The sequence below is a fragment of the Colwellia sp. KS18-150 genome, assembly GCF_057551365.1.
On sequence record NZ_BAAJMC010000003.1, the window covers coordinates 223,629 to 249,761 of the forward strand.

Sequence of the window (26,133 nt, forward strand, 5' to 3'; positions counted from 1 at the left end):
TACTACTTTTTATTAATTATAATTTGTGGGCATACTGAATATACACCAATAAGTTTGAGAGTAAATAAAAAACTTACAAAACAGACCAGACATTGCACATTTGTTACAATAGAATTACAAGCAAATGATTTAATTGTTATTTTTAACGTTCCACATATAAAAAAACCCTGAGTCACAAAGTACTCAGGGTCGATCAAATGACCGTTTAACGCACCCTCAACTTTCAAAGTTAATGTCTTACAATAGGTAAGATAGTCAACTTAGACCGTAGAGCTTTTTTACATAACCAAGTTATCTTTTAACTCAATTAAGCAATGGGAATATTGAAAATAACTATAGAGCTATTACCAACTTTTCATTTTGCAGCCTTTTACCGCATAGAATAAAATAAATAAATAACAAGGAAATAACACTAGGTAGCCACCCTGCTCTGCCATACTGGTGGCTGTTGAGGTAATACTCCAAAACATAGGACCAAACGCTCCACCCGAAATACCCATAATAAGTAATGCTGAGCCAACACTGGTTAACTTACCCATGCCAGATAAAGCTAAAGGAAAAACAGCAGGCCAAACAATCGCATTGGCAAAACCTAAAAAGGCGATAAGTACTAAAGTATCAGGTAACTGAACACCGCCTAAAAAAGTATTTGCGATAACAAATGAATTGTTATCACCGAAAACGATACCTGTCGTTAATATCAAGCCAATAAGTGCAGAAACCATCAAGGCATTTTGCTGTGAAATCACCCGTGGAATAAGCGCAATACCGAGAATATAACCCGCCACCATACACAGCATAGTGTATGAGGTCATCATGGTGTAATTCTCTACGCCTAATGACAAAGCAAATATGCCAATTGTATCACCAGCTATAACCTCTGCAGCAACATAGAAAAATAACGCCACAACACCGAAGGCTAAATTTGGGTGGGATAATGCTTCCTTTAAATGCCCCTTATGATCTTCACCTTCATTAGCCTCTTCTTCATCTTCTAACTCAGGTAAAGGAGATTTTTTTACTGCTAAAGCAAGTAAACCTAAAAAGATTGCCATACCTAAATACGGTAAGACTAATGAATTAGCCATCTCATTTATTTGAGTTAACGTTAATTCACCGCTCGTTTCTTGAAAGCCACTTAAAATCAGTGCCGTGAAAACCATTGGGGCAACCACACCAGCGCCTTTGTTTAATATGCCCATAATAGAGATACGAGCAGCAGCAGACTCTTCTGGACCAATACGAACCACATATGGGTTAACCGCTGTTTGTAATAAAGTAATCCCGGTTCCCATCACAAGCTGAGCGAATAAAAACAAAGCAAATACTTGTGTTTTTGCCGCAGGAATAAATAATAAGCCGGCAACCATCATGGTCGCCATACCGAGTGCCATACCGGTTTTGTAACCCACTTTACGAATAATCGCAGCAGATGGCAGTGCAGTAAAAGTTACCGCAATATAAAATGAAAACAATATCAATGAAGCTTCAAATGGGCTTAATTGCAAAATTTGCTGCAAATAAGGCATTAAAGAGCCATTTAGCCAAGTCGCAAAGCCTAGAATAAAAAATAGACCGGCAACTATAATCATCGGCAAAGCATTACTTTGCTGTTTTTCTTCATTAACTTGCGAAGCTGACATTTCCATAATTTCCTCATTTATTGACTGCATACTTTCTTAGAGCAGCATATTATTTATTATATTTACTACTTTGATAAATGAACGAGCTAATTGAAAAGCTGACCACAGATCCAAGTCTCATTGACATTTAATTCATCATCTAAGACCAATAAATCTGCCTGCGAACCTATTTTTAACTCACCACGGTTTAGCACTTCTTTATCCAACAAATATTGCGCAGGATATAAACTCGCCATACGCAAAGACTCGTCTAAAGGAATATTGAGTTTAAAATGTGTATTTTTTACCGCCGTTGCCATATCTAAAGAGGATCCTGCTAGCTCACCTGTTGTAGAAGTCAACTTGCCATCATTGACATAAACAGTACGATCATAAAGTGGAAACTCAGTCATATCACTACCAACAGGTGGCATGGCATCTGTTACTAAGAAAATGCCACCTTTGGGTTTGGTTTTAATGGCTAATTGACAACTAACAAAGTCAACATGATGACCATCTACGATAAGCCCTGCTTGAGTGTTGTCATTTAACAGTGCACAGCCAACTACTCCTGGCTCACGCCCTTGCAAAGGAGACATGGCATTAAATAAATGAGTAAAACCACTAGCTCCTGCATCAACCGCTTGTTGGGCAGTCGAAAAATCAGCATTAGAATGACCAATACAAACTTTAATACCTAAATTAACCATTCGGGTTATATCAGTGCTTGAAACCGTTTCTGGAGCGAGGGTCACCATAACTTGACCAATATCTTGTCTAGACAAAACTTGCCATTCAGTATCTTCAATCGGTCTTATCAGCTCAGCGCTATGTGTGCCTTTTTTAGCTAGTGATAAATGAGGCCCTTCAAAATGGATACCAATAACACCAGCCGTTTTTGTCGCAATTGCTTCTGCCATGACATCTGCAGCTTGTGACATAACCTCGACTTTATCGGTAATAAGGGTTGGCATCATCGCTGTAGTACCAAATTTCGCATGAGCGGCAATGATGGCTTTTAGTTTATTTAACGTGGGAGAGTCATTAAACAATACACCACCACCGCCATTAACTTGTAAATCAATATACCCAGGTACGACTATGCCTTTAGCTTGAACATCATAGTTATCTTTTTCTTGGTCTATCGCAGTAATAACACCGTCTGTGATGGTCAATACGTGATCATCAACAAACTCGTGACCATTAAATAATCGTGGTGCATAAAATCGTAACCTTGTCATATATTCCCCCTTAAATAGTCTTAGTGCTTAACTTGCTCGGCGAGTTTATGCCTAGCTAATAATACCGCACCGACTTCTGGGGGACTAAGAGGCTCTGATAATTGCGTTTGAATATCCTTATCTAACCAAGACTTCAACCTTGGGGTTAAGCCACCAAGCATAGAAATACGTGCCGGTTTTTTAATTAATAAAGTACGTGCAAGGCTGTTAATATATTCAGCTCCTTCGTGCACAATAGCCAGAGCAATCTCATCTCCCTGCTCTGCGGCATCAAAAACCAAATTAGCTAACTGAGCATAGAAAGTTGCTTTTTTACCAGCTATAGCGCCGACAATAGAGGTCGTATCATTACAAGCTAATTTTGCCAATAACACATCATTCATAAGCGACGGTTTAACTAAACCATCAAGAGAAAGTAGCACTTGTTTTGTTGCCTGTAACCCAAACCATGCACCACTGCCTTTATCACCTTGGGGGAAACCATGTCCGCCAATTAAAACTTCTTGATCATCTATACAAGAGAAACCACAAGAGCCAGTCCCAGATATAACCACAGCACCATTTTGGCTATGATGAGCACCTAAGCAAGCGATAAGTAAGTCATGCGCTAGAAACATTTCTTTAAAAGGATGCTGCCACGTTTGCATTTTCTCATGTAAAGCCGGTAAGTTAACACCCGCTAAGCCAACACCTGCATGTAATTCACGTAATGGGATATGCTCAAGGCCGGCATCTTTTAACGCTAACTTAGCTGACTCAATTATGGAGTTAGTAGCTTGTTCGAAACCGTGCAATGGGTTACCTGGACCTGAAACACCTGTACCTAAAATTTCATTATCTTCATTCATGACAATGGCCTTACACTTGCTACCGCCACCATCTATGCCTAAAAATAATTCTTTGTTGTCACCGCTTGTGAACATACTAACCTCAAAATTCTCTTAACTGCTCGGTATTACATAACTCGTTACTAATGTAAATTCACGGCTTTTTTAAATAAGTAATTGTTTTCATCTTATCGACAAATGACAGCGTTGTCATTTGTTTTTTTACAATTTTTAACAATTATCAGAGTATTTTACCGACTATCAAAATTAACTCTATGATTTTATGATAAAAAATATAAAAAAATAATTACTCGTTATAGCTAGTGGGGAGGATTACTCCTCCCCGACTTAAGTTAACGGCTATTTAACTTGGGTGATACGACTATAACGCGCACCATTTTTACTGCGACTACGTAGCATTACTTCGCCTTCAACTTTTACTGGCTGACTGTAACGCTGCCAATTGTTAGCTTGATCTTGGTACTCTATATCTAGCCCTGGAAAAGCGATGTTAGCAGTTAACTTACCCTCTTTAATCACAGCCCCAACTGTAGGTAAACGATAGTTAATATCACCAAGCTCTAGCTTAACAAACTCTTTTTGTCCTAGAGTATTAGCAAATACATGCCAACGACTATCCCTTAGTTCTTGCAGCTGCCTGTTAAACACCTGAGTTTCTTGGCTATATTTTGCCCCCTGATAATTATAAGGCACAGCCCACTGTGGTAGGTGCCATGCTCGCTCAGCTAACGCTAAAAGCCTTGGAAAAACTTTATGTTCAACCATTACATCACTGCGAGTATTTTCACTCCAAAGCTGTCCTTGTATCCCCATAAACTTTTGTCCTGCGGCAAGCGGTGTTTTCGTGTCATCCGCTACATAAGTGTTATCTTGCCTGTCTAACCAAAACTCAGCATGCACAGGTAAATTATCAGGCATAAATTGGAATATTTTTTCCGTATTTATATGGCGTGATGCCCAATAGTAACCATGCTCTTTTGGGTCTGGCTCATAAGGAAAATCAAAATATAGCGCATCTGGCGATGAAATCACCACTTGCCAATTACGATTCGCTAAAACATGAACTTTCTCATGCCCCCCCCAAGATAGTACATCCCATGCATTGGCTTGAACGATAGCTGGCATATTGGCTTTACGCGTATGCTCCATACCATCACTCCAACCCGCCGTTTCAATATTAAGATCGGATAATATTCCAGCAACTCGTTCAATAAAGTATGCTCCTAACTCACTCATATCAGTGACACCTTTATCATTGTCTGCGACAAAGGCTTTACATGCAGGAGATTCTAGCCAAGCACCTGCGGTTTCATCAGCACCAATATGATATCGAGTTAGTGGTTGGCCAGCATCAGCATGTATCTGTTTCACTTGTGTCATCACTTCAGTGACAAAATTATAAGTTGACTCTAAACATACGTTCATCGTGTTGTCATTGTAATATTGTACAGATGAATATTGAGTCTTATCATCAAAGTCATCGAGCAAAAACTGCTTAGCTTTTTCTTCATCTTCTAGTGCTTGATATTTATGATATCGCGCCGTCATTGCCTTCATCGAAGAGCGCGAATGTCCTGGCATATCTAATGAAGGAATAACTTGGATATGGCGAGCACTCGCCGCTTGTAAAATTTCAGTGTAGTCACTAACGCTATAGAAACCATTTACTGATGTACTGGAATCAACACCTGCCCCTAATTGTGGAATAAGACAAGATTGCTCTTGCTTTTCATTATAATGAGGAAAACAGCGCTTACTCGAAATTTCAGTTAATTCAGGTAGGCTTGGGATTTCTAATCTCCAACCTTCATCATCGCCTAAATGTAAGTGCAATTTATTTAATTTATAAGCAGCCATTTGCTCCAATAAACTTAAAATAAATTCTTTTGAATGAAAGTTTCGCGCCACATCCACTAACATTCCACGAAAAGTATAATGTGGCTCATCTTCAACATTTAACACAGGAAGCGTTTTACTGCCCACTGAATATAAGCTTGCTAGTGATTGAATGCCATTAAATACCCCTTGTGCATCAACACCGGTAATGGTTATTTTCTGATCTGACACTGAGAGTTGATAGCTACCGATAGTCTTACTTTTATCGCTAACAAGTGCTAACTGCAAAGGCAAACCAGAATCAGTTTGCTGTAAACCTAAACGAGTTAAACGTGCAAGTGCCGCTTCCACATCAGCAGAAGCAACATTATTTAACACTACCTTAATTCCTCGACTAATATCCACCAAGGCATTATCATCTGCATAATTGACTAACTTAGGTGTTGGGATAATAGTTTGTGCAACTGATATCTCTCCCTCGGGTAATGGCTTACTCACGGCTAAATTACGTTGAAATAACAATTCACTGTTTAACCAAGTAGTTTTGTCTTCTGTTGTACGCTTAAATTGCGTCAATTCGTCATGAAAAGGGACAACAAAAGGTAAGACTTCTAAACCCGAGTCTTGATCAATTTTTACTTGAGTACTCTTGATAACACGTGCCTGAACACCTGTGGCTGATACAATGTAATTAGGTAAAGCATCGGTTTCTGAAAGCATCCAAAAATTTGCTCTAAATACGAATTTTTTGGTCTCACCTGCCATAAAGCCAGTAAACTCTTTGCCTAAATTAATGCGATGTAAGTCACCATTTAAATGCTCTACATTAAACTCTTCACCTTCTGAAGATTGAACCGGGGTGATTTGGCTAAAATATATAGACCAATCTTTACTGGTAATTGCTTGTTTAGCTTTGAAACTTAATTCCACTTCAAAGCATGCACCATCAGCGATTTTAGCATTACATTTATCTGAGGGAATATTGGTAACTAGGCGATATTTCACCTCCAGATTAGTAGCAATATTATCGATATCGGGTTGTGTTGGACTAGTTAGCTGAGAAACTTTTTTTGTTGACGCTAACTCTTGCTCTGTACTATGCCCCTCTCCTTGATCCTGGCTACAACCAGACAAGATCAGTAATAATGTTAATAAGGGGAAATATAAAGGTGACACCCTGTGTTTACGTTTGTTCATACTATTAACCTGCTCTACAGTGTTAAGACAAAGATAATGAATTTAACTATTCAAATATATATTTTACTACTATCCATAATTTTGACAGCGCTGTCAAAATATAAATTAATAATATTAAGTTATTAAATTCCTCGTGTGTTAATTAGATTTATACAGACTTAAAAATGATACAAAAACTGATTTTGTATTTGCTTCAAAGAATAAGTCTATATTCGTTTACGTGTTAAATATTTAACTAAAACTTATGGTTTCAGTTGACCCATAAGCCAGTTCCGTAAATCTTTTTGTTGCTTACTATTTAAGTTAGCCAGAATGCCCAAAGCATGCTCTGGGATATGATTATTTTTTGAACTTTGCTCTGAAAAAATATAATAGTTAAAAAACGCCTGCCAAGCGTGTTTTTGTTCTTGCGGCAAATCACGAATAGCCAACATTGCCATTAACATAGCATCAAGTGGCACAGGTTTAGCTTTACCAGCAATAGAGCCCCCCGACCAATAATTAACTAAAATATTAAAGCCACCATAAGAATGAACATGGTGCCACCATAATGAAGGAATATATATAGCATCCCCCGGCGCTAAATCCGCCACCAAAGCTTGTGATAACGCGGTTTTAAATTTGGGGAATTGTTTAAAGTCTGGCTTGGCAAAATCCACTAAACTCACTTGAGCTCCAGCAGGAGTAAAATCAATTGGACCAGGATAAAGGTTATCTATTTGGTTAGGTGGGAATAAAGTAAAACGTCTTTTACCGCTAACTACACAAGCAATATTCTCAGCATCATCAAAATGCGCGGCAACGACAGCGTTATTACCAATCCAAATGCGTGGCGGTGTGGCTTCATCAAAAAGATCAAAGGTATTCTCTTTAGTAAACTCAGGAAAATAATCACTAATCAGTGCACTTTGTAAAGCAAGTGTTTCTCTACCCTCTTGTTGAGAATTATTAAATACCTCCTGCAAAAACCTCTCTAATGGCGCAACCTCTCGCTTAAAGTTAAAGCCCGTCATATCTTCATTATAAGTGAACAGGCCATCATATTTAGCCGCTAGACGAGCAAATCGAACATTACCACCAACATACTGATTAGTTAAATATTTGCAGGCAGATTTTTCACTTAAATCAGCCGCTTTTACAGATGGCCAATCATCCACATACCCTTTCAATATAGCCGGCTCATAACGGGGAATAATATCTCGTTCTAGTACTTCACGAGTAACATTATTCCACACTGACACTTGTTTTAAGGGTATGTTCATCATTAAATAACCGTTATTTATCACTATCTAGTGAAGATTTTAACTGTAGTAATCGTTTAAACTGACTTAACGATGTTAAGTGTGAGTAAATAGCGGAAAAATATTTACGTTTGTATAAATCTAATACCACCTCATCATCAAGTTGATGTAATGCTTCTTCATTCACTTTATACAAACCCGCTATTTTTCGTTCTCCCTGCTCTCCTAAATTTACTTTAAGATCAGCATCTTGTAATAATTCATATTTTACCAAAGTCGCTATCAGTAAATCGGTTGCCTTCTCACGAGCGATTAAGTCAACTAATAATGTAGAAACGTTATTTGTGGTTTCACTCGGCTTTCCATCTTCATCAAATAAAGCGATGCCCTCATTAGCAATTAAATCACTATTAAGATCAATACACAGCACCATATTTTCATCGTCACTATTTTCACCCGCAACCGAAAAAGGTTGGCGCCTAAAGTGAACCGGTACATAAGAAGTATTAACTTTGCCTTGAGAAAAAAATACATTTTCGCCTTGCTCAAAGCCCATTAAAGCAACACTTTTAAATTGCCCGGTATCTTGTTGCTTAACAAAAACGATAGGAAAATTTCCGGCTGCTGATAAATACTCTGCCGCCACTAAAGGTACTATATGTTGATTACTAGCATGAGCATAATTTTGCTCGGGTTTTATACATATATTTTTATGCTTATTAGCATCTAATGGCACTATATTTTGAGACATGAATTATTCCTCTTACTCTATTGTCATCATAGATGATATTTAACCGTTTATATTTTACTTAATACCAATCCATCTAAAGAAGTGACCACTTAGAACGACATGGGCGATATGAGAACAAACAAAATATGTTTAGATATAGTTATTCTACATCAAACAAATTTTGTGCCTTTATCATGATGCCCATACGTTCCCGAAGGGCGAGCTTTAAAGGCTTATATGCTGCGTTATTGATTTTAACAATAGAATAACTATTGTTTGCAATCAATGCCTTGCCTCTAAACCTTTAAATTCTCGCTAAGCGATCACTTTCTTAGATGGAATGGTATATGCCATACGTTTTAATTTTTTCAATTAACTCTCTATGTGAGCCAAATTGTGTACTCACTTGCTCTGCATGTAGTTTTACTTTAGCTATTTCTGTTTCAGCCTTGTCTTGATGTGGAAATCTACCAGCACAGCTAGCTAGCTGTGTGTTAAATTCCATGCCGTAGAGAACATACTGATAATTCTCCAATTGAAAGACTTCATACTTACTAAAAAAATCTGAGGCTGATGGCGGTGTATGTTGCCAAAAGTCTAGTTTATCTAACAAACTATCAGGTATTGTTTTTCGGTCGGTGTTATCTAACCAAAACTGACTATCTGTTCTTTTACTCAAGCAGTAGTGCAATTTAATAAAATCAATAACCCTCTCCCAAGCGTAATGAGTAATCTTGTTAAACGATCGTTGAGCATAATCAATTCCAGCCTTATTAGCAGGTAATTTTTCGGCAAGTAACTTTGCTGTGGCTTCCACAAGTAACAAAGCAGTCGCCTCTAAAGGCTCGACAAAACCTGCAGACAAACCAATCGCAACACAGTTTTTATGCCAAAATTTTTCTCTAAAACCTATTCTCATAGGTATACGTCTTGTAGCTATATTTTTACTTTCACTGCCAGCATAATCTCTTAATACTTGTTCGGCTTGCTCATGGCTAGTATGTTTGGATGAGTAAACATAACCAAGCCCACGACGTGCGCTTAATCCTATATCCCAAATCCAGCCAGCTTCTTGGGCCGTAGCAATAGTATATGGAGAAATTTCTTGTTCCATATCAGCATAAGGTACTTGTATTGCAATAGCGGTATCCACTAATAATTGCTGCCCTTTATCAATAAAATCGACTTCGAGGGTTTCTCCTAATAATTTAGAAGCAAAGCCTGAGCAATCAACAAAAAAATCTGATGATATGCGCCTATCATCAGTAGTAACCAAGGTATCTATGTTTCCTTCATTACAACGCTCTACCTCTTTAATCGTTGCAAAGATATGATTGATGCCTAGCTTTTCTGTGCCATGTTTACGAAGAAAACTTGCAAACTTTGTTGCATCTAAATGGTATGCATATTCAAGTGGTGCTTGGTATTCTTTATGCGTGATCTTCTTAGGGGCTAGCTTATTCAAACAAGCCCGACCTTGTACGCTAATGCTATCAGCAAAATTATCCACTCGATCACCTAACAACCAATAAGGTGTTAGATCAAAACCTGGAGTATGGGGGTAATTAAACAAGTGATGATAGCTATGTGAAGATTTTTCAGTCGGCGCGTGTAACCAATCAACAAACTTAATTGATTGTTTAAATGTTGCATCACATTCACGAATAAAGTCACTTTCACTAACACCAATTAACTGTAATGTATTCCTCATGGTTGGCACTGTTCCCTCACCAACGCCAATCGTTGGGATATCTGCAGACTCAACCAAAGTGATACTGACTTGATTACTGTTAGCGCAATTTAGCTGTTTAGCTAAAATACATGCTGTTAACCAACCAGCGGTTCCACCACCCAGAATGACAATGTTGTTAATTTGGCTATTCATTAATGTACACCTCAATAAGAAAAGCGATGAAGCCTAAAATAAAAAAGTCGAACCTAGGCTCGACTTTTTATATCTCTTGCAAGCGTTAATTAGAAATTAACACGAATACCGGCAACAAGGCGAAGACCATTAGCGTAAATAGACATTACACGATCTTTTTCTGTATTGTATTGCACGACTTCTTCGTCAGTTAAGTTAATCGCTTCTAACGTCAATGAAACACTTTCAGTTAAGTTATATGACGCACTTGCATCAATTTGACCATATGAATCAGTCCATAATTCATCACCATTAAAGTGTAATCCTGTGTACCACTCACTACGGTAGTTATACATGATACGCGCACCGAAAACATCGTTTTCATAATAAGCCATCAAGTTAGCCATATGCTCAGAAGTACCATCAATCAAGCCTGAGCCTGGTTGAGTTAGGTCACGTTCAGAATCGGCACTAGAATCAGTGAATGTATAGTTAGCAGAAACACCAAAACCACCGAAGTCATGTTGCAAACCTAATTCTAAACCAGAGATTGTGCCACCAGGGCCATTAGTTGGCTGCGTAAAATCAACATCAACCATTTCACCTGTTGACTCATTGAAACGAGGCTCTGTCACTACAGTAGATGCTCTAAGTGAATCAATATCTTTGTAGAATAACGTCGCGGCTAATAGAGACGAATCCGCATAGTACCATTCATAAGCAATATCGAATTGATTAGCAATTGTTGGTTCTAAATAAGGATTACCACGTGTACCTTTAGGATCTTCAACATTTAAACTACCGAACGACTCAGAAGAAGAAATATCTGCCCAGTTTTGACGAGCCATTACTCGAGCTGCAGCAAAACGAACCAGTTGATCATCTGAAACATTATAAGTTAAGTTAAAACTTGGTAAAATTTCAGTGTAATCATTATCAACACTCACCCATGCTAATGTTTCTGGGTGTAGCCATTCGCCATTAATAGTATTGAAGCCCCAGCTGTCTGTAGAGAATTCATAACCAGAAGAGGTTTGATCGGTTGATACGTAGCGAATACCTACATTACCTGTGAAGTTTTCACCTTCAAAATCACCTTGAATATAGGCTGAAAGGTTTTTCTCTTCTACATCCCAAATATTAGCTAGATTTTGGCTGATTGCATAACTAGCATCGATTCCGCCTAAGCCATTAAAAGCAATATCTTCCATTACTGCGCGGTTTTGCGCAACTTGGTCGGTAATATTACCATTGGCGGCAACATCAACACTTACTGCACCTTTATCATCTAAACCACAAGTTGCTAAGGTTGGACACGTGTCAAAAATGTGTTGTAAATATACGTCCCAATCTGCGCCTCCACCATCGGTAAATGGTGCATGCCAGCTGTAAACATTGTGATCTTGAGTACGTTTTGCGTCACGGTATTTAACACCTGTTTTAATCGCTGTAAACATACCCATTTCAACTGGGATATCAAAATCTAATTGAGCAAAGTCTTCATCATCCGTAGTTGGTTTTTCACCACCCCATATCCAACCGGCCGCAAAATTAGCGCCGTCACTTGGGTCAACACCAAACTCGACTGTTGGTTTACCGGTTAAGTCGTAAGAATAACCAGCATCGGTATCGATATATTCCCATGAAGTTTCGCGATAAGTACCACCTTCAGCTGAGGTAGTACCAATTTCAAAGTTTAAAGTGAAAAGCTCAGCATCATAATCAATATCTAAATGAAACTGTGAAGTTTCTGTGCTTGAGATACGGTTAATGTAGTTATAACCGATTTTTCCTGCCGGGTTTGATGTGGCAAGAACAGCACCGTCAGAGCCAACTTTAGTTACATTAGCAATGTCAGTGGCTGAATCAGAGAAATGCAATAAGTTAGCATTTTCATTATTAGCGTCCATTTCAGATGTCATGGCGTTAAAGGTAATTAATAAGTTATCGCTAGGAGCTGCTTGTAAGGTAGTGAAGAAAGTTGTTCTTTCACGATCTTGTTTAAATAGTGGCACACCAATATTACCTGGTACTAAATTATCATCAACTTCATTCCAGCTAAGTACTTCAAAACCTTTACGTTCTACCGTACGATCTTGCTTAACTGCTGAAACCATAATACCGAATGATTCATTTTCATTTTTCCATGAGTACATGGCATTAGCTGAAGGGTCTGTTTCTTCTGATGCATCAGAATAAGCAGCTTCCAAACCTAAGCTCACGGTATTGGCATCCATATCTAATGGACGGCGTGTTTTGAGTATTACCGTACCACCAATAGAGCCTTCATCAATACTAGCTGTTGGTGATTTGTGTACTTCTAACGATTTAACAATAACAGATGGCAATAAAGTGTAGTTAAAACTACGTGATGCTTCATCCAAAATAAACCAATCAGCAGTACCAACGGTTTGTCCATTTAAAAGAGTACGGTTGTATTTCGGACCTGCGCCACGAATACTGATTTTTTCACCTTCACCAAATTCACGGCTAACCGAAACACCCGTAATGCGAGATAAAGAGTCGGCAACGTTCTTATCTGGGAACTTGCCCATATCTTCAGCAGTGATAACATCAACGACGGTATCTGCAAATCGTTTGGCATTAATGTTTTCTTTTAAAGAGCCACGAATACCAGTTACTTGAATAACTTCCATGTCTTTTTCTGCGGTTGATTCTTCGGCAGCCATAACCATTGGTGCAGTACCACCGGCTAGGATTAAAGCGATTGAACTCGCTAAAGCACCTTTCTTAAATGTTTTTGATGACATCGACTTTCCCTTACACACGTTTGTTTTTTTTGAAAATGTATTTTTATACACTAATAATATTTTATTCTTCCTCAAGGACAGCGCTGTCATAATTTAATGACAACGCTGTCATATCAGTAAGTCAACCATAACGCTTATTTGTACATTTGGCTAGCTTAAATTGACAAAAAATTGCACATTCGATCTTAATTAAAACAAAAAGCCTTTATTATCAATAAATTAAAAACATACAAAATATTGAAAAATTCAGTTGATTTCAATGATATTCTGCGCAAAATTACAAGTAATCGCGAATTTATCATGGTGTTTTTACAAATATGAACAATGTTAAAATAGATTCGAGCAAAGATTTCTAGCTGAAGAAAACAGTAAAGAATTGCTATCTACAAACAATGCCTACTTCTAAAACTTTTAACTCTTGCTGAACGTGGATAAACGTATTGGAATTGAAATTGGTGTCACAAAACTGAGGGTTTGGAGTGTGAGAGTTTTGGCTTTTATTCGAGCACTTCAATAAAAAAGTGCCCGAACGAACTGGCTATTTACTCGTGAACGATTCTTTATTTAGATTTTTGATAAAAGGCCATCAAGCTTGCCGTTGAACAATCATGATGTGAAGAGACTTTATCTCCCTCTAATTCTGCTTGTATTTCTGCAGCTAATCCTTTGCCAAGTTCAACGCCCCACTGATCAAAAGAACAGATCTGCAGAATAATCCCTTGTACAAATATTTTGTGTTCATAAGCAGCAATCAAACTACCTAACGCTTTTGGATCGATACGTTTTAATAAGATGGTATTTGTTGGTCTATTACCTTTGTGAACTTTATGCGGAGCAACCTTATTTATATAATCATCCGTTCTCCCCTTCGCTTTTAAATCAGCCCTAACCTGTTTTTCATTCACTCCTGCCATTAACGCTTGTGTTTGGGCAAAGAAATTCGCCATTAAAGTCTCATGATGCCCTTTAACTGGTGTCACACTTTCTACTGAGCCAATGAAGTCAGCTGGTACAACATTATTGCTTTGATGTAAATATTGATAAAAGGCATGCTGACCATTTATACCTAATTCTCCCCAAATTGATGGTACCGTAGCATAATCAACCTCATAACCATCCCAAGTAACCGACTTACCATTACTTTCCATCTCAGCTTGCTGTAAGTATGCTGTTAACATGTGCAGTGTTTGATCATAAGGCAAAATAGCTTGTGACTGAGAGCCTAAGAAGGTGGTATTCCAAACACTGATTAATGCCATAATAACCGGCATATTTTCTTGTAATGGCGCATTAACGAAATGTTGATCCATTTCATTAGCACCACTTAATAGTTCTTTGAATTTATCAAAGCCTAAGTCGAGCGCAATTGCCAAACCTATTGCAGACCACAGAGAGAAACGACCGCCAACCCAATCCCACATATCAAAGATATTATCCGCTTCGATACCAAGGCTCATTGCATTATCTTTATTGGCAGTGACCGCCACAAAGTGTTTCGACACCGATTTTTCATCAAATGAAGCGCTTGTTAACCATTGCATTGCAGTGCGGGCATTGGTCATAGTTTCTGTGGTGGTAAAAGTTTTACTGGAAACAATAAACAGTACTTTTTCTGGCTCAAGCGGACGTAATACTTCAGCAATTTGAGCGCCATCTACATTGGATACATAATGAACATTTACACTACCATCGCTATAATGCTTTAGTGCTTCTGTCACCATTTGAGGCCCCAAATTAGAGCCCCCTACGCCAATATTTACGATATCCGTAATACGCTTTCCTGAATATCCAAGCCAATGACCTTGTCGTACTTTATCGACAAAAATTTCCATTTTAGCTAATTGATTTTGCACATGCTCAGTAACATTTTCATTATCGACAATTAATGGCTCATTACTTTGTCTACGTAATGCTGTATGTAGTACAGCTCTGTCTTCAGTTTTATTTATTTTCTCACCGGAAAACATCTTTTCACGCCACTGACAAACTTCTGTTTCCTCAGCTAACGCCAAAAGACTCTCAAGTGTTTCGCTATCAATTAAATTCTTCGAATAATCAAGCAACATATTGGGAAGTTCAATAGAGAATTTTTGAAAACGTTCACTATCTTGAGCGAACAAAGTATTCATGTGCTGAGACTTTTTATCTTGAGCGAGTTGCTCAAGCTTTTTCCAACTCGCTAAGTTTTGACGCGTTGACACTGACATATTGATTCCTATTTTTAGGCAAAGTAATTAATCTATTTATCGCTTTATGATAATAATGAAACTAAATGACCTTATTATGAAAACGCTAAAACTTGTGCTACCCTAATAAACTATGACAGCGCTGTCAATTCAATATTTATCTCGGTTATAGTTTCCACGCTCATTAAGGTGCTAAGTAGATAAAAATAACAATAGTTATTGCCGCACAGGGAAAGAAGCACTACTCTATTGCACGTAGACTCAGTACAATATGAAAAAATAGCTAAAAGGCTAAAGGGATAGATGAAAGCAACAATTAATGATGTCGCCAAACTTTCTGGTGTTTCGATAAAAACAGTATCACGTGTGATGAATAATGAGCCGTCTGTGCGTCAACTTACTCGTGAAAAGGTGCAAGCAGCAGTTAAAGAGCTAAACTACCAACCCAACTTAGCAGCTCGAAATTTAGCAGGAACAAAATCATATACAATTGCTTATGTTTACGACAACCCCAATGCTTATTATGTAATCGATATGCAAGAAGGTATTTTATCTGCTTGTCGACAACAAGGTTTTGAGTTATTAATCAACCCATGTAACTCTCAACAAGAAAATATTACCGAAGATATTATTAACACCATTAAGCAAGCACGTGTTGCAGGCTTAGTATTAACCCCGCCTTTTTCTGAAAACCCTGAGTTTGTAAAACGTATTACCGCGCTAGATATTAAAGTTGTTCGTATTATGTCTGGTGATACCGCTCCCGATGAATTAAGTCCATGCGTTATGGTTAATGATAGAGACGCAGCACAAACAATCACTCAGCACCTCATTGACTTAGGGCATAATAAAATAGCTTTTATTGCCGGTGATGCAGAGCATATGTCAACCATTGAGCGTTATAAAGGCTACCGTAGAGCATTGAAAAATAATGATATTGAATTCAATAAAAACTTATTAATTGAAGGAGAGTACTCATTCGAGTCAGGGGTTGAAGGCGCTAAGCAATTGATGTCTTTAGACAATGACGAAGATGATCGACCTACCGCCATTTTTTCATGTAACGATGAAATTGCTGCCGGTGCTTTATTTGCCGCTCGGTTAATGAACTTCAATATTCCTGAGCAGTTATCTATTGCCGGCTTTGAGAACAGTCCTTTCTCTCGCCAAACTTGGCCAAAGCTCACCACAGCTAACCAGCCTAACAAAGAAATTGCAAAAAATGCCGCTAGCTTGTTAATAAGCCAAATACGCAAGCAAGACAATAATATTGAAACCAGTCAATATGTACCACAATTAGTCTCTCGCGATTCTACAGGTAAAATTTAACAACTCTTTTATGGGTTACTATTGATCTGTATAACCACGAACGAAGAATTCAACACTCGCTTTTAAATAGGCTTGTACATCTTCAGCTGAAATTCTGTCCTTTGCGTTAAATTCAAGTTGCATCCATAACTCACCTTTCATCATAGTTAAAAACTGTACGGCTGCGTGTCTCGGATTTTCAATGTTCAAGATGCCTTTCTTGTGTAAGTTTTCCATTAACTGTGTCACTTCATTTGTCACTTTTAATGGTCCGGATTGATAAAAAATATCCGATACTTGCGGGTATGCACTTGACTCAAAAGCACATATTTTATGTACCGCGCAAGCGTGTTTAGAAGTGATGATTTCAGTAAAACGTTGGGCCAACTCAAGTAAGATTCGTTTAGGGTCATCAAGATCATCAATAGACAAATCAATAATATGCAAAGATTCACATTCTTGAGCTATGGATGCAGAGAATAACTCATCTTTATTCCCAAAATGGCTATAAACGGTTTGCTTTGACACATCCGCATTTTTAGCGATTAAGTCCATGCTGGTGGCTGCATAGCCTTGCTCGGTAAACAAATTGATTGCAGAGTCTAAAATTTGTTGTCGTTTTGTTATATTTTTACTTCTTTTATTAACCATTTAGCTCTCATTACTTCAAGTTTTGCATTTATATCTAGCATTATTTTACCAAACTACACTAGACAGTCCAGTTTAATCTATTTACACTACAATTAAATAGACTGTACAGTCTAGTCTGTTTTTGTTCAACTTTGTTTCTTTTTGTCAATCGCCTTATTAGGCTTATACTTTAGGCATAGTAAAATGAATTTATTTTCTAATATAACGTTTTCTCTTACTTCGATTACCAAACTTCACTTATTAGCCTTTGCTAGCTTAGTATTAATAACAACTTCAGGGTGCTCTAAAAAACAAGCTGAAACGCAAAAGCCATTTCACCAAAGTGCAACGCTTACTACCATTACCCCTGAACAAGGTTATGTAATTACTCGTAATTATCTCGGGCAAATAAAAGCAAAGCAGCATACTAGTTTGAGTTTTGAATACTCAGGTAAAGTAAAAGAGTTGATCGTTGACGATGGAGACATTGTTCAAAAAGGTCAAGTACTCGCAATTCAAGACACTCAGTTATTAAGCTATAAAACATCTGAATTACAAGCTCAAATCAAACAGCTCACTGCGCAAATCAATTTAAATAGAGCTAACTTAACAAGAATCTCAACATTAATTTCTGATGGTTACAGCTCAAAACAAAGCTTAGATGAACTAAATGCTGAGAACCAAATACTCAACGCACAAATTAATGGCATAAAAGCACAAATCAACTCTTTGGATTATCAAAAAGCCAAAGCAAATTTAATAGCGCCTTTTGATGGTGTTATCACTAAACGTCTTATTTCTACTGGGGAGGTGATCGCTTCTTCCGTTCCTATTTTTCGTTTAATCGAACAAGGTAATAATGAAATTAGTGTCGGTGTACCAGCTAAATTAGCCAGTACATTAGCATTAGATCAAACGTTTACTGTTTCCATCGCCAATCAATTAAATTCGCCGCAAACTGCACAGTTGATCTCTATTGGTCAACAAATCGATGCGATTAATCGTACCGTGCAGTTACGACTGAAGTTAGCAACAACATTAAATAAAAGCGAACGTTTTAATGGCCAGTTAGTGCGAGTGGCCATTGAAGATGTGATACAAAAATCTGGTTTTTGGCTGCCACTAGAATCAATTACTGATGGCGTTAGAGGGCAATGGCAAGTATTTATCGCTTCTCCAGTAGCTCAAAATCAGAACAATTATATTTTACAAACGGCAATGGTAAAGGTTGAACATGCCAATGAACATTCTGTTTATGTAACCGGACTTGCTATTGAGCCTCATAAAATAATATCTCAAGGAGTTCATCGTTACGTCGGTGGTCAAGAGATTCAATCCACTCATCAAGCTGCTCAACTAACGACTACAGGTATTCAATAATGATCCGTTCATTCGTTAAAAATGGTCGGTTAATGTCGCTAGCAATAGTGTTGTTATTCGTTTCTGGTTTAGGTGCTATTTCTACCATGCCAAGAATGGAAGACCCACGCATGGAAAACCGACATGCTAGTGTATTAACTCGCCTACCAGGTGCAAGCGCAGAAAGAATAGAAGTACTTATTACTGAAAAGATTGAACAAAAGTTACGGAAAATTCCAGAAATAAAGAATATCACCTCAGTCTCCAAACCGGGTATATCGGCGGTCAAGCTAGAGCTATTGGATGAAGTAACTAATTCAACACCTATTTGGTCTAGAGTCAGAGATTTAATTGATGATGTTAGCTCACAACTGCCAGCGAATACTTTAGCGCCCACCTTAGAAGATGATAGAAGTTATGCGTTTACACAGCTAATTGCGTTAAATTGGCAAGGAAGTGGAGAAAGCGACATTACCAGTTTAGGGCGCTATGCTAATGATTTACAAAACGAATTACGCACGGTTACCGGTACAGATATAGTCAACATTTTTGGCCAAGGTAATGAGGAAGTATTAGTTGAAATCGATCAAGGATTAAACGCTAAATTAAAATTATCTAGCCAGATAATTGCCCAAAAAATTCAACGCTCTGACGCTAAAGTTTCAGCTGGTCAATTAGTCAATAATAACAACCAAATGCAAGTTGAGCTTGTTGGTGCTTTTGATACGGTCACACGAATTGAGAATATTCCCGTACGTGAAAACCAATCAGGCGCTATTCTACGCTTAGGGGATATTGCCAAGGTTAGCAAAAGCCTTGCTTGGCCGGCACAAGAGATGGCTATAGTTAATGATAAACCGGCTGTGGTGGTTGCTGCTCGTATGTTACCTAATTTACGTATTGATATTTGGAGTAATAACATTACTCAAGTATTGGAAAAATACCGCCAACAACTACCTAAAAATATTAAGCTTGAAGTACTTTTTGATCAGAATAAATATACTGAAAAACGCTTAAAAGATTTAATCAATAATATTGCTCTTGGCTTTGTGCTAATTTCCGTTGTGCTTTTTATAACCTTAGGTTGGCGTTCGGCTGCAATCGTTGCAGCTTCATTACCACTGACAGTACTATTCACTCTCTCAGTAATGAACTTTTACGGTATTCCCATTCACCAGATGTCGGTCACTGGTTTAGTGGTAGCTTTAGGGATTATGGTGGATAACGCCATCGTTATGACAGATACAATTCAGACTAAGCGACAGCAAGGTATGAGAAGGCTGGACTCTGTTGGCTATGCCGTCAAGCATTTATGGCTGCCGTTACTTGGCTCAACCATCACTACTATTCTCGCCTTTATGCCGCTTATTTTGATGCCTGGAGCATCTGGAGAGTTTGTTAGTGGCATTGCCTATAGTGTTATTTTCTCATTAATTGGTTCATATATCATTTCTCACACCATCGTTGCTGGCTTAGCTGGCCGCTTTATTCCTAAGGGCTCTGTAAATACTAGTCAAGAGCAGGTTAAAAAGAGTTGGCTACAAGTGGGAATTCACCTACCAAAACTTAATGCCCTGTTTGTACGATGCTTGAAATGGGCTTTACACTATAAAAAGTCCACTGTCTTATTGGTTTTTTGTATTCCGCTAATGGGCTTTGTTTTATCAAAGCAATTAAGCGAACAGTTCTTTCCACCTTCAGATAGAGATATGTTTCAAATAGAATTATTTCTCCCAGCGCAAAGTAGTATTTTGAATGTACAAAAGGTTAGCCAAGAAATCAGCTCTTTCCTTTATCAACAGCAAGGTATAGAGAAAGTAAGATGGTTTTTAGGTAAAAATGCCCCTTCTTTTTATTATAATTTAGTGCCGACTAAAGATGGTTGGCAAAATTATGGGCAGGCCATGATCACAGCAACAGACTTTAAAGCCGCCAATAAACTTATTTCCTCATTACAATCCGATTTAGATGTACTTGTGCCACAAGCGCAAATATTAGTCCGTAAATTAGAGCAAGGCCCTCCGTTTAATGCTCCGGTTGAATTACGTATTTTTGGACCTAATTTAGATACCTTAAAACTGATTGGCGATGATCTTCGTAAAGTGATGTCTCAAACTACCGATATCACTCATACACGAGTAACTTTACAACCGGGAACACCTAAAGTATGGGTAAAAGCGGACGAAGAAGCTGCGGCCTTAGTAGGGCTTTCGCTAGTTGATATCGCTGAGCAGTTACAAGGAACATTAAGTGGTCAAGTCAGTGGCTCAATCATTGAAGCTACTGAGTCGATACCCGTTAGAGTAAGAATTGCCAATGAACATAGAGCAAACGTTACTGATTTGGCCAACATCAATTTGCTTAGCCCAAACAGTAATGAACAGATCATTCCATTGACTGCCCTTGCTGATTTTTCACTTAAGCCAAGCCGTGGCGCTATCCCCCATCGAAATGGCTCTAGAATTAACGTTGTTGAAGGCTACATTCGTGCCGGTGTATTACCTAGTGTGGTGTTAACACGGGTAAAAGAAAATCTCGCTTCACAAAATTATCAACTTCCTGCTGGTTATCGTCTTGAAATCGGAGGGGAGTCATCCCAACGTGATTCTGCCGTAGGGCAACTACTGGCAAGTGTTGGTATTATTTTCGCACTGCTAATCACTGTCGTAGTGCTTTCTTTTAACTCGTTCAGGCTTGGCGGTATTATCTTTTTCTCGGCCATGCAATCGGTTGGTTTAGGTTTGCTAAGTGTCTATTTATTTGATTACCCGTTTGGCTTCACCGTTATCATTGCTTTATTAGGTCTCATGGGGTTAGCGATTAATGCTGCTATTGTAATTATTGCAGAATTAAAAAGTGACCCTCTTGCTATCACAGGTGACACTAATGCAATAATTCAAGGCGTTCAAAGTTGTACTAGGCATATAACGTCAACCACAATAACGACTGTAGGTGGCTTTTTACCCTTAATTTTAGCGGGGGGAGGTTTTTGGCCGCCATTTGCAATTGCAATAGCAGGCGGCACGGTGTTAACCACGTTATTATCCTTTTTCTTTGTACCCGCAGCGTTTTCATGGTTTAGTCAAAAACGTGCTTTTGAGTTAAATGAGCATGAAGCCCAAGTGCAAGGATAATAGTTTTTAGAGTATTTCCTTATGAGTTACCTACGCTGAAAAGATGCTTTGGGGTTGTAGGTCTCGTCAATCTTTTTGATTCGCTCGATGTGCTTAAAGTGAGCACGTCGAGCGGCATAGATAAAAATACTGATAATAACAATCACAGGTATTGCTATTGAAAGAGGTTCTTGTGTGAAAAAATTACTTAGCCATTCCATGGTATATTAATCCTTTTTGAAAATTTACTTCTGTTCTTACTTTAAAGAGTGCTTAATTATTCTTCAAAGTATGTTCCCCATCCATCATAGTCTACTTTACACTGCTTTGCTAACTCAAACATAGTTTGTGTTTCAGCTTTTAAGGTTTTTATATTCAACATTTGCTCAGTTACAATATCAAAAGCAAAAACTTTTTCACCACTTTCTAGCTCTGCTTCTTCAGGCTCCTCAATTTCAAGGCCTAATTTGAACGCGGTGATGGCAGCTTTTTCAAGTAGTTCAAAGTCTTCACTAGCAAAGTGATGCTCGATAGTATGATAAACCTCATCATTAGTACCATCTTCAAGTAATTCTGTAACTAGTGTTTCGGTATGTTCAAACCAATGTTGTAACTCATCATTATTCATGACAATTATCCTTCTTTACTCGCTAAATTATTAGCAATTTCATCATCTAATTCGTTAATTTTTGTCTTCATTAAACTATGTGTCTGATCAGCAGATTTTCTAATATTCTCACGGCTACTGCTATCAATATATATAGGCTCTAAGAACTCTATAATTATTTTTCCGTTATCCCAACGAGAAAAGTCAATCGTTTGATGCTGATTGCTACTACAAATTGGTACTATTGGAACGCCTGCATGTGCGGCTGTACGAAAAGCCCCCGTTTTAAAAGGCAATAACCCTCGCCCACGGCTACGTGTTCCTTCTGGAAACATCCACACAGAAAGCTTACTTTCTGTTATTTTTTTAGCGGTTAAGCTCATGGTGTCCATAGCTTTACTGGTATTTTTTCTATCAATAAGAATATTACCCGTTAGCCAATACATTTGTCCAAACAGTGGTATCCACTTTAAGCTTTTCTTGCCAACTGTCACCGTACCCGGCTGTACCGCGTTTGCCATTGTTAGTAGATCATAGTTATTTTGATGATTAGCTACATACACTACTGCGCCTATCTCTTTAATCGACTCAGGTATTCTCACCTCTACATCTAAGCCAATTATTTTCGTTATTTTTCCTAAATACTTCGCAGTATAATGAACGTTATTACGATGAAATGGCCTTAACAATGAGTATAAACAAGACAATAAAGCGACAATGACAAATGCGACTAACATTAATGCGAATCGTAAAAGAGTTAACAAGATAAAATCCTATAAAATTTTCAAGTGGCGAGTATATACTATTGGTAGTTTTACTGCTCCACTTTTTCTTCTGTACAACAAAATCAATCACTTAGTTTTTCATCAGAAAATATTGTCTTTTTTATAAAAAATTTACCTTACTTTCCACAGTTTTTGACTATAGTTAATTAAGCGACATATTGAGTTTTCTGATTCACATACTCGACAATAAAAATATCGTTAATCATTTAAATTCTTCAAAGATAAGATCAAAATAGTGGTTTAACGACAGGGAATGACATGAAAAATTTGGCTTTTATCACAGTGCTTATTTGGTTTCTTTCATTAGCGAAACTTAGTTATGCCGAAGAACAAAAGAAACTGATTAATGCAAGCTCTCCAATAGCAAGCACCTTCACTATCAACCACTCTCAACTTTCTCAGTTACTGACTTATCACGACTTAACAAAAGCAAACAATTACACAGTAGATGCTATTGAGCAACAGTCACAAATTCAAGGGAATTACGCGGCAGGTATAGTGTCATTTGAGACAGGGTTAATACAATCAGAGCAAACATCGAGCTGGAGAAAATATTACTTTTCAGGAGCCGTTACCCTTCATCAACAGAATGCTTTTAACTTGTCTTTAACAGCAAGTATTGAGCAATTAACTGATGTTCAAGTTAACTCTTACCAACCCCGTATTTCAGATAGTTTTAATATTATTAATGATTCAGAATTAATTTATAGTTACGGTTTAGTGGGTAGTTATTCCGTAAATTCTACATGGAATTTTTCTGGAGGGATTATTCTTTCACCCGTTGAGTATGATAGCCATAACACAACGTCGTATACTAATAATCATATGGCATTAGTTGGCACCACCTATTCCTTCTAGTGATACCAACTCATAATTCAGTACGATGGATATTTATTCTGCAACATTAAGCATATAACCTTGTCCCCATATTGTTTCAATACGAGTCTGTTGCTCAGGTGATACCGTAAGCTTTTCTCGTAACTGAGAAACGCGAACATCCACCGTTCTTTCACTACCATTATATTCACGACCTAACAGGGTACGGTAGATATAATCTCTACTCATTATCTTTCCTGTATTTTCAGCCAATAAACATAACAATTTAAACTCAAATTGCGTTAAAGCAATTGAATGGTCCCCTAATTTACATTTATATGAAAAAGGGTACAAAGTTAAATCGCCAGCACTAATTTGACTACTTTCATCAATGACTTGGTTTTTTACATAGCGTCGAAATAATGCCTCTATTCTGACGGTGAAAATATTCGCCGAAATAGGTTTCACTAAGTATTCATCAACACCTAAGTTAAAGGCTGTCACTTGTTCTTGTTCACTATCTCGCGAAGTTAATAAGACTAATGGCCCCTTAAAGTGATTACGGATCTTTTCAATGACAGATAAGTGAGTTAAATCACTAAATCCAATATCCAAAATAACCATGTCAGCGGTCATGCTTGGCAAACCTTGTTCAAATTTACTGTCGCGAAGTTTTTGTTCAACTTCATAGCCACGAGCTTGCATGTGCTGTTGCAAGGTATTTGATAGCAGTTGATCATTTTCGATTAATACAATCCGTTTACTTTGGTTATTCCCAAGAGTATTACTTGCTGCTAACTTGTTATGTGAATGCTCACTGTTCTCAGTTATTAAATCATTTGTCATCACAACTCTCCTTACCTTCAAGTGAATAAGTTTTCTTGATAAGGAAAGTGTAAAACAGAGTTACAAACTTAGTTGTAAACTCTTGTTAATATCCGGTTTAAATTTGTTATTTAAATAAAAAAACTGAAATTAAGTCAGGAATTAACCAATAAAGAAATAATTATTCTATCCGGTTATTTTGATAAATCTGCGAAGGGGCTTTGTTCGATGCATATTACCTTCGCCATTAAGCAAGGATAAGAGTTTATCGACTCAGTGATTAGATGATACCGACACTACCTGTAATTAGTAGCCAGATTGCAAAGAATAATTTAAGCCTTGTTGCAGACATATGAGTAACGAGTGTTTTGGCAAAAATTCCTCCAAGAACGGCACCAGGACCTGCAAATAAAATAACTTGCCAGTAAACATCCTCTTTAACTTGTCCTATTGCAACCCAAACAGTTATAGCAGACACCACAACAGCTGCTGCCACTGCCATATTAATATCAAAGCGTCTTAAGATAAGGTATATCACTAACAGCTCACCAACGCCTACACTCAACCATGCTGTCACAGCACCACCGAACAGACCCAAAACGATTAAAGCAATGTAATCGAAAAGATAAATTTCACTTCTTTCTCGGTGTGGTTTAAGCATATAAACCGTTAATATAATAAACACACCTAATAAAAGAGAGAACCAACTAAAACTGAAATGAAGCGATGCTGGTGATGATACTTGCCAACTAAAAATACCGGTAATTGCAATCATCGATGCTACAGAGGTAACTGAAATAATACGTTTAAAGCCTTGCCATAAACGTAAATCTCTTTTTTGACTATGATAATGATGGCACCAAGTAACGGCACCCGCTGTCATGCCAAAACATTGAATTGCAAAACTTGTGGCAATTGCTTGCTGCTCAGTAAAATTCAACTGAGTAAACATAGGAATAAAAATTACGCCACCACCAGCGCCTGTCGAATTGGCAAATATAGCACCAATGACACCTAAAAAGCTGAATAGCCAATAATCAAATAATTCTTGTAAGGGCTGGCTAGCGCTGTACAGCATAAATAGCCATAAAAGAGCAAAAACAACAATAAACTTAGGGTTAGACAAGCGAATTGGATTAGCACTAGACATGAGA

18 protein-coding genes are annotated in these 26,133 nt (G+C 37.8%); 4 read left to right on the top strand and 14 right to left on the bottom strand.

The features are described 5' to 3' along the window. Window positions 1-344: 344 nt before the first annotated feature. The 9 genes from nagP to pgi all read right to left on the bottom strand — a co-directional run bounded on the left by nagP (window position 345) and on the right by pgi (window position 15,551). Window positions 345-1,649 carry an N-acetylglucosamine MFS transporter NagP gene (gene nagP / locus AC27IF_RS06585; RefSeq protein ID WP_487053330.1) on the bottom strand — a complete coding sequence of 435 codons (1,305 nt, stop codon included), beginning with the start codon at window positions 1,647-1,649 and terminating at the stop codon, window positions 345-347. 80 nt (window positions 1,650-1,729) lie between these two features. Next, window positions 1,730-2,863, bottom strand: coding sequence for an N-acetylglucosamine-6-phosphate deacetylase (gene nagA, locus AC27IF_RS06590; RefSeq protein WP_487053064.1), 1,134 nt, complete (start codon window positions 2,861-2,863; stop codon window positions 1,730-1,732). A gap of 20 nt (window positions 2,864-2,883) precedes the next feature. Continuing rightward, window positions 2,884-3,786: an N-acetylglucosamine kinase gene (gene nagK / locus AC27IF_RS06595; RefSeq protein ID WP_487053066.1), complete on the bottom strand. Its 903-nt coding sequence runs from the start codon at window positions 3,784-3,786 to the stop codon at window positions 2,884-2,886. Window positions 3,787-4,050: 264 nt separating this feature from the next. Then, the gene (locus tag AC27IF_RS06600; protein WP_487053068.1) at window positions 4,051-6,744 is read right to left on the bottom strand and encodes a family 20 glycosylhydrolase; all 2,694 of its coding nucleotides are present in this window, start codon (window positions 6,742-6,744) and stop codon (window positions 4,051-4,053) included. Window positions 6,745-6,986: 242 nt separating this feature from the next. Beyond that, window positions 6,987-8,009 (bottom strand): cupin-like domain-containing protein, encoded by a 1,023-nt coding sequence (locus AC27IF_RS06605; RefSeq protein ID WP_487053070.1) that lies wholly within the window; start codon window positions 8,007-8,009, stop codon window positions 6,987-6,989. Window positions 8,010-8,019: 10 nt separating this feature from the next. Then, complete coding sequence (locus AC27IF_RS06610) at window positions 8,020-8,736, bottom strand: SapC family protein (RefSeq protein WP_487053072.1); 717 nt, start codon at window positions 8,734-8,736, stop codon at window positions 8,020-8,022. 310 nt (window positions 8,737-9,046) lie between these two features. Beyond that, window positions 9,047-10,600: a tryptophan halogenase family protein gene (locus tag AC27IF_RS06615; RefSeq protein WP_487053074.1), complete on the bottom strand. Its 1,554-nt coding sequence runs from the start codon at window positions 10,598-10,600 to the stop codon at window positions 9,047-9,049. Between the two features lie 89 nt (window positions 10,601-10,689). Then, complete coding sequence (locus AC27IF_RS06620; RefSeq protein WP_487053075.1) at window positions 10,690-13,350, bottom strand: TonB-dependent receptor; 2,661 nt, start codon at window positions 13,348-13,350, stop codon at window positions 10,690-10,692. A 560-nt stretch (window positions 13,351-13,910) separates the two neighbouring features. After that, window positions 13,911-15,551, bottom strand: a complete 1,641-nt coding sequence (pgi, locus tag AC27IF_RS06625; protein ID WP_487053332.1) for a glucose-6-phosphate isomerase — start codon at window positions 15,549-15,551, stop codon at window positions 13,911-13,913. A gap of 288 nt (window positions 15,552-15,839) precedes the next feature. Here pgi and AC27IF_RS06630 point away from each other — a divergent pair, with 288 nt between their 5' ends. Beyond that, window positions 15,840-16,865: a LacI family DNA-binding transcriptional regulator gene (locus tag AC27IF_RS06630; RefSeq protein WP_487053076.1), complete on the top strand. Its 1,026-nt coding sequence runs from the start codon at window positions 15,840-15,842 to the stop codon at window positions 16,863-16,865. 18 nt (window positions 16,866-16,883) lie between these two features. Here AC27IF_RS06630 and AC27IF_RS06635 read toward each other — a convergent pair whose 3' ends face one another. Continuing rightward, window positions 16,884-17,495 carry a TetR/AcrR family transcriptional regulator gene (locus tag AC27IF_RS06635; protein WP_487053078.1) on the bottom strand — a complete coding sequence of 204 codons (612 nt, stop codon included), beginning with the start codon at window positions 17,493-17,495 and terminating at the stop codon, window positions 16,884-16,886. A gap of 183 nt (window positions 17,496-17,678) precedes the next feature. On the opposite strand from AC27IF_RS06635, the gene AC27IF_RS06640 reads away from it, so the two are divergent. After that, the gene (locus tag AC27IF_RS06640; protein WP_487053080.1) at window positions 17,679-18,854 is read left to right on the top strand and encodes an efflux RND transporter periplasmic adaptor subunit; all 1,176 of its coding nucleotides are present in this window, start codon (window positions 17,679-17,681) and stop codon (window positions 18,852-18,854) included. Then, entirely contained in the window at window positions 18,854-21,967 is a 3,114-nt protein-coding gene (locus AC27IF_RS06645) for an efflux RND transporter permease subunit (protein ID WP_487053081.1), read from the top strand. The genes AC27IF_RS06640 and AC27IF_RS06645 overlap by 1 nt, the downstream gene beginning before the upstream one ends. A 256-nt stretch (window positions 21,968-22,223) precedes the next feature. Here AC27IF_RS06645 and rraB read toward each other — a convergent pair whose 3' ends face one another. Both rraB and AC27IF_RS06655 read right to left on the bottom strand, forming a co-directional pair. Next, complete coding sequence (gene rraB, locus AC27IF_RS06650; protein WP_487053082.1) at window positions 22,224-22,574, bottom strand: ribonuclease E inhibitor RraB; 351 nt, start codon at window positions 22,572-22,574, stop codon at window positions 22,224-22,226. A gap of 5 nt (window positions 22,575-22,579) precedes the next feature. After that, window positions 22,580-23,317 (bottom strand): 1-acylglycerol-3-phosphate O-acyltransferase, encoded by a 738-nt coding sequence (locus AC27IF_RS06655; protein ID WP_487053083.1) that lies wholly within the window; start codon window positions 23,315-23,317, stop codon window positions 22,580-22,582. Between the two features lie 279 nt (window positions 23,318-23,596). Between AC27IF_RS06655 and AC27IF_RS06660 the strand changes: the two genes are divergently transcribed. Next, window positions 23,597-24,196, top strand: a complete 600-nt coding sequence (locus AC27IF_RS06660; RefSeq protein ID WP_487053085.1) for a hypothetical protein — start codon at window positions 23,597-23,599, stop codon at window positions 24,194-24,196. A 33-nt stretch (window positions 24,197-24,229) separates the two neighbouring features. Here AC27IF_RS06660 and AC27IF_RS06665 read toward each other — a convergent pair whose 3' ends face one another. Next, the gene (locus AC27IF_RS06665) at window positions 24,230-25,000 is read right to left on the bottom strand and encodes a response regulator transcription factor (protein ID WP_487053087.1); all 771 of its coding nucleotides are present in this window, start codon (window positions 24,998-25,000) and stop codon (window positions 24,230-24,232) included. Between the two features lie 259 nt (window positions 25,001-25,259). Next, the gene (locus AC27IF_RS06670) at window positions 25,260-26,129 is read right to left on the bottom strand and encodes a sulfite exporter TauE/SafE family protein (protein ID WP_487053088.1); all 870 of its coding nucleotides are present in this window, start codon (window positions 26,127-26,129) and stop codon (window positions 25,260-25,262) included. Window positions 26,130-26,133: the final 4 nt, after the last annotated feature.

Bases quoted from the DNA above. Each gene is read 5' to 3' on its own strand.
- AC27IF_RS06645 (WP_487053081.1), top strand. From the start codon at position 18,854: ATGATCCGTTCATTCGTTAAAAATGGTCGGTTAATGTCGCTAGCAATA.
- nagP (WP_487053330.1), bottom strand. From the start codon at position 1,649: ATGGAAATGTCAGCTTCGCAAGTTAATGAAGAAAAACAGCAAAGTAAT.
- AC27IF_RS06605 (WP_487053070.1), bottom strand. From the start codon at position 8,009: ATGATGAACATACCCTTAAAACAAGTGTCAGTGTGGAATAATGTTACT.
- AC27IF_RS06665 (WP_487053087.1), bottom strand. From the start codon at position 25,000: ATGACAAATGATTTAATAACTGAGAACAGTGAGCATTCACATAACAAG.
- AC27IF_RS06610 (WP_487053072.1), bottom strand. From the start codon at position 8,736: ATGTCTCAAAATATAGTGCCATTAGATGCTAATAAGCATAAAAATATA.
- nagK (WP_487053066.1), bottom strand. From the start codon at position 3,786: ATGTTCACAAGCGGTGACAACAAAGAATTATTTTTAGGCATAGATGGT.
- AC27IF_RS06600 (WP_487053068.1), bottom strand. From the start codon at position 6,744: ATGAACAAACGTAAACACAGGGTGTCACCTTTATATTTCCCCTTATTA.
- rraB (WP_487053082.1), bottom strand. From the start codon at position 22,574: ATGAATAATGATGAGTTACAACATTGGTTTGAACATACCGAAACACTA.
- AC27IF_RS06615 (WP_487053074.1), bottom strand. From the start codon at position 10,600: ATGAATAGCCAAATTAACAACATTGTCATTCTGGGTGGTGGAACCGCT.
- AC27IF_RS06635 (WP_487053078.1), bottom strand. From the start codon at position 17,495: ATGGTTAATAAAAGAAGTAAAAATATAACAAAACGACAACAAATTTTA.
- AC27IF_RS06620 (WP_487053075.1), bottom strand. From the start codon at position 13,350: ATGTCATCAAAAACATTTAAGAAAGGTGCTTTAGCGAGTTCAATCGCT.
- nagA (WP_487053064.1), bottom strand. From the start codon at position 2,863: ATGACAAGGTTACGATTTTATGCACCACGATTATTTAATGGTCACGAG.
- AC27IF_RS06660 (WP_487053085.1), top strand. From the start codon at position 23,597: ATGAAAAATTTGGCTTTTATCACAGTGCTTATTTGGTTTCTTTCATTA.
- AC27IF_RS06670 (WP_487053088.1), bottom strand. From the start codon at position 26,129: ATGTCTAGTGCTAATCCAATTCGCTTGTCTAACCCTAAGTTTATTGTT.
- AC27IF_RS06640 (WP_487053080.1), top strand. From the start codon at position 17,679: ATGAATTTATTTTCTAATATAACGTTTTCTCTTACTTCGATTACCAAA.
- AC27IF_RS06630 (WP_487053076.1), top strand. From the start codon at position 15,840: ATGAAAGCAACAATTAATGATGTCGCCAAACTTTCTGGTGTTTCGATA.